The sequence below is a fragment of the Rathayibacter sp. AY1D2 genome, from assembly GCF_002932695.1.
Classification (GTDB): Bacteria; Actinomycetota; Actinomycetes; order Actinomycetales; family Microbacteriaceae; genus Rathayibacter.
In genome coordinates, this window is record NZ_PSVX01000003.1 from 96,849 (window position 1) to 103,531 (window position 6,683).

Consider the following 6,683-nt stretch of genomic DNA (forward strand, 5'->3'; position numbering starts at 1 on the left):
CGTTGGCACGTCCGGACGTTCCCCGCGGTGTCAGCACTGCGCCGTGCGCCTGAAGTTGCTAGCTTTAGTCGCGCGTTGTTAAACGTGTACCTACTTGAAATCGAAGGTGGAAAGCCATGGCGCTCACTCCCGAAGACGTTGTCAACAAGCGGTTCCAGCCGACCAAGTTCCGTGAGGGATACGACCAGGACGAGGTCGACGACTTCCTCGACGAGGTCGTCGTGGAGCTCCGCCGCCTGAACCAGGAGAACGAGGAGCTTCGTCAGCGCCTCTCCTCCGGCGACAGCCGCCCGTCGGACGCCCGAGTCCCCGACGCCCCGCGCGAGAGCACTCCTGCTCCCGCCCCGGTGGTCGACGAGGCACCCGAGCCGGAGCCGCAGCCCGAGCCCGAGCCCGAGCCCGAGCCCACCCCGGCTCCCGCACCGGTCGTCGCTCCCGTCAGCTCCTCGCAGTCGGCTCCGGTCGACGAGGCCGAGAGCTCCAGCGGACTCCTGCAGCTCGCCCGCCGCCTCCACGAGGAGCACGTGCGCGAGGGTGCCGAGAAGCGCGACGCTCTCGTCGCCGAGGGCCGTGCCACGGCCGCCCGCATCGTCGCCGAGGCCGAGGCCAAGCAGCGCCAGCAGGTCGCGAAGCTCGAGGAGGAGCGCGCGACGGTCGAGCACCGCATCGACGAGCTCCGCACCTTCGAGCGCGAGTACCGCCAGAAGCTGAAGAGCTACATCGAGGGCCAGCTCCGCGACCTCGACACCCAGCCGGCGTCGACGGAGTCCTCGCTGTCGGGCTTTGGGGCGTAGTCCCGCCGCAGCGGACGTCAGGCCGAGGGTGCTCGTCACCCTCGGCCTCGTCGCGCTCGCGGTCTTCGCGATCGATCAGACCGCGAAGCTCCTGGTCACGACGAACCTGACCCTGGGCGAGGACGTCCATGTCCTCGGCGACGTCCTGATCCTGCACTACGTGAAGAACCCGGGTGCCGCCTTCTCCCTCGCGAGCGGGTCGACCTGGATCTTCTCGATCATCGCGGCGTGCGTCGTCGTCGCCGTGATCTGGTTCTCGCGCCGGATCCGCTCCACCGCGTGGGGCGTCTTCTTCGGCCTGCTGCTCGGCGGCACCCTCGGCAACCTCTTCGACCGGCTGTTCCGAGAGCCCTCCTTCGGGCTCGGACACGTCGTCGACTTCCTCTTCACGCCGTGGCTGCTCCCGGCGATCTACAACGTCGCCGACATCGCGATCTGCACGGCGATGGCGCTGTTCGTCCTCCTGAGCGTGCGGGGCGTAGGCCTCGACGGCACCCGTGAGCGCGCGGGCCGCGACGAGCAGGACCAGGTCGTGTCCGAGAACGGCGCTCCCGCCGCCCCCGGAGCGGGCGCCCCCGCAGCGGCCTCCTCCGTCGAGGAGGCGGCCCGCGACGCCGACCGCCCCGGCGGACGCTGATGGCGCAGTCCCGAGAGCTGCCGGTCCCGGACGGGCTCGACGGCCTCCGCGTGGACGCGGCCGTCGCGAAGCTGCTCGGCTTCTCGCGCACCTTCGCGGCCGAGGTCGCCGAGGCGGGCGGAGTGAGCGCCGACGGACGGGTCCTCGACAAGAGCGACCGCGTGCACGCAGGCACCTGGCTGAGCGTCGAGTGGAGCCCGCGCGAGGAGCCGCGGATCGTGCCGATGGCGGTCCCCGGCCTCGGCATCGTGCACGACGACGACGACATCGTGGTGATCGACAAGCCCGTCGGAGTGGCCGCGCACCCCGCCGTGGGCTGGGAGGGACCGACGGTGCTCGGCGCCCTCGCCGCCGCGGGCTTCACCGTGTCGACCTCCGGTGCGGCCGAGCGCGCGGGCATCGTGCACCGGCTCGACGCCGGCACGAGCGGCCTCATGGTCGTCGCGAAGTCCGAGCGCGCCTACACGCACCTCAAGCGCGCGTTCCACGACCGCACGGTCGAGAAGGTCTACCACGCGGTCGTGCAGGGCCACCCCGACCCGCTCGCCGGGACGATCGACGCCCCGCTCGGCCGCCACCCGTCCTCGGACTGGAAGTTCGCGGTCCGCGCCGACGGCAAGCCCTCGGTGACCCACTACGAGACGATCGAGGCCTTCCCGTTCGCCTCCCTCCTCGAGATCCACCTCGAGACCGGCCGCACCCACCAGATCCGCGTGCACATGGCCGCCCAGCGCCACCCGTGTGTCGGCGACGCCATGTACGGCGCCGATCCGACCCTCTCGAAGCGGCTCGGCCTCACCCGCCAGTGGCTCGACGCGGTCCGGCTCGGCTTCACCCACCCGGGCTCGGGGGAGTGGGTGCAGTTCGAGGCGTCCTACCCCGACGACCTGGTGCACGCCCTCGAGGTGCTGCGCGGGGAGTGATCCGCGCTCTCCCGGCCGGACCCGCGTCCGGCGCGGTTAGACTTCTTCCCGCCGTGTCCACGGGCCCTCCCGGGTCGCTGGCCATCCCTCCCCTGCCCGCAGTCCGCCGGAGGCGCATCCTTGCCGAGTAACGATTCCTTCGTCCACCTCCACGTGCACAGCGAGTACTCGATGCTCGACGGTGCAGCGCGGGTGAAGCCGCTGATCGACGCGGCGGTCGAGGAGGGCATGCCGGCCATCGCCGTGACCGACCACGGGAACGTGTTCGGCGCCTTCGACTTCTGGCGCACCGCGACGGCGGCGGGGATCAAGCCGATCATCGGCACCGAGGCCTACCTCACCCCGGGGACGCACCGCTCCGACAAGACCCGCATCCGCTGGGGCGACGGCGGAGGGGACGACGTGTCCGGCTCCGGCGCGTACACCCACATGACGCTGCTCAGCTCGACCACGACGGGCATGCACAACCTCTTCCGCCTCTCCTCGCGCGCGTCGATCGAGGGCTACTACTTCAAGCCGCGCATGGACCGCGAGATCCTCTCGCAGTACTCCGAGGGCCTGATCGGCACCACGGGCTGCCCGAGCGGCGAGGTCCAGACGCGCCTGCGCCTCGGCCAGTACAAGGAGGCCCGCCAGGCGGCCGCCGACTATCGCGACATCTTCGGCAAGGAGAACTTCTTCGCCGAGATCATGGATCACGGCCTCGACATCGAGCGGCGGGTGATCGGCGACGTCATCCGGCTCGCGAAGGACCTCGACCTCCCGCTGGTCGCCACCAACGACCTGCACTACACGCACGCGCACGACGCGACCTCGCACGCGGCGCTGCTCTGCGTGCAGTCCGGGACCACCCTCGACGACCCCAAGCGCTTCAAGTTCGACGCGGACGAGTTCTACCTCAAGTCGCCGCGCGAGATGCGCCAGGTCTTCCGCGACCACCCCGAGGCCTGCGACAACACGCTCCTCATCGCGGAGCGCTGCGACGTCCAGTTCGACACCTCGGCGAACTACATGCCCCGCTTCCCGGTGCCGGAGGGCGAGACGGAGGACACCTGGTTCGTGAAGGAGGTCGAGGCCGGACTGCGCGAGCGCTACCCGGACGGCATCTCCCAGGAGGTGCGCGACCGGGCGGACTACGAGACCCGCGTCATCCTGCAGATGGGCTTCCCCGGCTACTTCCTCGTCGTCGCCGACTTCATCAACTGGTCCAAGCGCAACGGGATCCGCGTCGGTCCCGGCCGCGGCTCCGGTGCCGGCTCGATGGCGGCCTACGCCATGAAGATCACCGACCTCGATCCGCTGCGCCACGGCCTGATCTTCGAGCGCTTCCTCAACCCCGACCGCGTCTCCATGCCCGACTTCGACGTCGACTTCGACGACCGTCGCCGCGGCGAGGTCATCCGCTACGTCACCGAGAAGTACGGCGACGAGCGCGTCGCGCAGATCGTCACCTACGGCACCATCAAGGCGAAGCAGGCTCTCAAGGACGCCTCGCGCGTCCTCGGCTTCCCGTTCGGGATGGGCGAGAAGCTGACGAAGGCCATGCCGCCCGCGATCATGGGCAAGGACATCCCGCTCAGCGGCATCAACGACCCCGCCCACGCGCGCTACAAGGAAGCGCTCGACGTGCGCAACGTCATCGCCGAGGACCCGCAGGCCAAGCTGGTCTTCGACACCGCGCTCGGACTCGAGAACCTCAAGCGCCAGTGGGGCGTGCACGCGGCCGGCGTCATCATGTCCAGCGATCCGCTGCTGGACATCATCCCGATCATGAAGCGGGAGCAGGACGGCCAGATCGTCACGCAGTTCGACTACCCCGCGTGCGAGTCGCTCGGGCTGATCAAGATGGACTTCCTGGGGCTGCGGAACCTCACGATCATCGACGACGCCCTCGACAACATCCGCGCCAACCGCGGACAGGACCTCGTGCTCGAGGACCTCGAGCTCGACGACCAGGCCGCCTACGACCTCCTCGCCCGCGGCGACACGCTCGGCGTGTTCCAGCTCGACGGCGGCCCGATGCGCGGCCTTCTCCGACTGATGAAGCCCGACAACTTCGAGGACATCTCCGCGGTCCTCGCGCTCTACCGGCCGGGCCCGATGGGCGCCGACTCCCACACCAACTACGCGCTGCGGAAGAACGGCGTGCAGGAGATCACCCCTATCCATCCGGAGCTCGAGGAGCCGCTCTCGGAGGTGCTCGGAGGGACCTACGGCCTGATCGTGTACCAGGAGCAGGTCATGTCGATCGCGCAGAAGCTCGCGGGCTTCACGCTCGCACAGGCCGACCTGCTGCGGCGCGCGATGGGCAAGAAGAAGAAATCCGAGCTGGACAAGCAGTTCGAGGGCTTCTCGGGCGGCATGATCGCCAACGGCTACTCGATGGAGGCCGTCAAGACCCTCTGGGACATCCTGCTGCCCTTCTCCGACTACGCCTTCAACAAGGCGCACTCGGCGGCGTACGGCGTCGTCTCCTACTGGACGGCGTACCTCAAGGCGCACTACCCCGCGGAGTACATGGCCGCGCTGCTCACCAGCGTCGGCGACTCCAAGGACAAGATGGCCGCCTACCTCAACGAGTGCCGGCGGATGGGGATCAAGGTGCTCCCGCCGGACGTCAACGAGTCGATCGGCTTCTTCACCGCAGTCGGCACCGACATCCGCTTCGGCCTCGGCGCCGTCCGCAACGTCGGCATGAACGTCGTCGAGGGCATCCGGGCCGCCCGCGAGGAGAAGGGGCGCTTCGAGACGTTCCACGACTTCCTCCGCAAAGTGCCGCTGCAGGTGACCAACAAGCGCACCATCGAGTCGCTGATCAAGGCCGGCGCCTTCGACTCGCTCGGCTCGACCCGCCGCGCCCTGGTCGAGGTGCACGAGGACGCCGTCGAGGCGGCGGTGGGGGAGAAGCGCAACGAGGCGAACGGCCAGGTCGGCTTCGACTTCGACAGCCTCTGGGACGAGCCGCAGGCCGCGATCCAGGTGCCCGAGCGGCCCGAATGGGCCAAGCGCGACAAGCTCGCCTTCGAGCGCGACATGCTCGGGCTCTACGTGTCCGACCATCCGCTCGCCGGACTCGAGACCGAGCTCGCCAAGCACTACAGCACCACGATCGCCGACCTGCTGATCTCGGAGACGATCGCCGACGGCGAGACCGTGGTCGTCGCGGGCCTCGTCACGAGCGTCCAGCACCGCATGGCCAAGGCCTCCGGCAACCAGTACGGGATGATCCAGGTCGAGGACTTCGGCGGCGAGATCACCTGCATGTTCATGGGGAAGGCGTACCAGGAGTTCGCCCCGGCGCTCACGAACGACTCCATCGTCGTCGTCAGAGGCCGCGTCAGCATGCGCGACGACGGGATGAACCTGCACGCGTTCAGCCTGTTCGCCCCCGAGATGAGCCAGGACGGCGACTCGGGACCGCTCACCGTCTCGATGCCCGAGTCGCGCGCGACCACCGACACGGTCTCGCAGCTCAGCGACGTGCTCATCCGCCACTCCGGCCAGACCGAGGTGCGGCTGAAGCTCATCAAGGGCGACACGGCCCGCGTGTTCGAGGTGCCGTTCCCCGTGCGCATCACCCCGGACCTCTTCGGCGAGCTGAAGAGCCTGCTGGGGCCGAACTGTCTGTATTGAATTCCGAGCCGGTCCCCGACCGGCTCGGCGCGGTCGGCTGGGGAGGGTGGCCGGGTTCGTGAGAGCGTCATGCGTCCGGCTACGACGATCCGCTGGCACGCGGATCGCCGGTTCGCCGTGCCTGTGGCGAGCCGGTCCCTGCCCGGCTCGGCGCGGTCGGCTGGGGAGGGTGGCCGGGTCGGTGAGAGCGTCGTGCGTACGGCTACGACGATCCGCTGACACGCTGATCGCCGGTTCGCGGTGTCTGTGGCGAGCCGGTCCCTGCCCGGCTCGGCGCTGTCGGTGACCAGGACCGCGGAGGCGGCCTCGTCGTGCTCGGCCTGGCTGACCAGGTCGGCGGCGACCAGGCGCGGGTCGGCGGAGTCGTCGGCGATCACGAGGATCTCGGTCGGGCCCGCCTCGGAGTCGATGCCGACCTGCCCGAGCACCTGGCGCTTCGCGGTGGTGACCCAGACGTTGCCCGGCCCGGTGATGATGCTGACGGGGTCCAGCCCAATCGAGTCGACGCCGTAGGCCAGTGCGGCGACGGCTCCGGCGCCTCCGACCGCGTAGACCTCGTCGATGCCGAGCAGAGCGGCCGCCGCGAGGATCGTGGGGTGGACGGAGCCGCCGAACGCCTTCTGCGGCGGCGAGACCAGGGCGATGGAGGCGACTCCGGCGGCCTGCGCGGGCACGGCGTTCATGACGACGCTCGAC

4 protein-coding genes and 1 pseudogene are annotated in these 6,683 nt (G+C 69.7%); 4 read left to right on the plus strand and 1 reads right to left on the minus strand.

Annotation, left to right across the window (positions count from 1 at the left end; genetic code table 11):
• Nucleotides 1–116: 116 nt before the first annotated feature.
• From C5D04_RS01580 to dnaE, 4 genes are all read left to right on the plus strand, one after another.
• A complete protein-coding gene (locus C5D04_RS01580; protein ID WP_104347102.1) occupies nucleotides 117–794 on the plus strand; it encodes a DivIVA domain-containing protein in 678 nt (225 codons plus the stop codon).
• A 28-nt stretch (nucleotides 795–822) separates the two neighbouring features.
• The gene (gene lspA / locus C5D04_RS01585) at nucleotides 823–1,431 is read left to right on the plus strand and encodes a signal peptidase II (protein ID WP_104267390.1); all 609 of its coding nucleotides are present in this window, start codon (nucleotides 823–825) and stop codon (nucleotides 1,429–1,431) included.
• Nucleotides 1,431–2,354, plus strand: coding sequence for an RluA family pseudouridine synthase (locus C5D04_RS01590; RefSeq protein ID WP_104233341.1), 924 nt, complete (start codon nucleotides 1,431–1,433; stop codon nucleotides 2,352–2,354). The genes lspA and C5D04_RS01590 overlap by 1 nt, the downstream gene beginning before the upstream one ends.
• 171 nt (nucleotides 2,355–2,525) lie before the next feature.
• Nucleotides 2,526–5,987: a DNA polymerase III subunit alpha gene (gene dnaE / locus C5D04_RS01595; protein WP_244229655.1), complete on the plus strand. Its 3,462-nt coding sequence runs from the start codon at nucleotides 2,526–2,528 to the stop codon at nucleotides 5,985–5,987.
• A 275-nt stretch (nucleotides 5,988–6,262) separates the two neighbouring features.
• On the opposite strand, the pseudogene C5D04_RS01600 reads toward dnaE, so the two are convergent.
• Nucleotides 6,263–6,683, minus strand: a pseudogene (locus C5D04_RS01600) (histidinol dehydrogenase); the annotation flags it as partial.

Bases quoted from the DNA above. Each gene is read 5' to 3' on its own strand.
- C5D04_RS01590 (WP_104233341.1), top strand. From the start codon at position 1,431: ATGGCGCAGTCCCGAGAGCTGCCGGTCCCGGACGGGCTCGACGGCCTC.
- dnaE (WP_244229655.1), top strand. From the start codon at position 2,526: ATGCTCGACGGTGCAGCGCGGGTGAAGCCGCTGATCGACGCGGCGGTC.
- C5D04_RS01580 (WP_104347102.1), top strand. From the start codon at position 117: ATGGCGCTCACTCCCGAAGACGTTGTCAACAAGCGGTTCCAGCCGACC.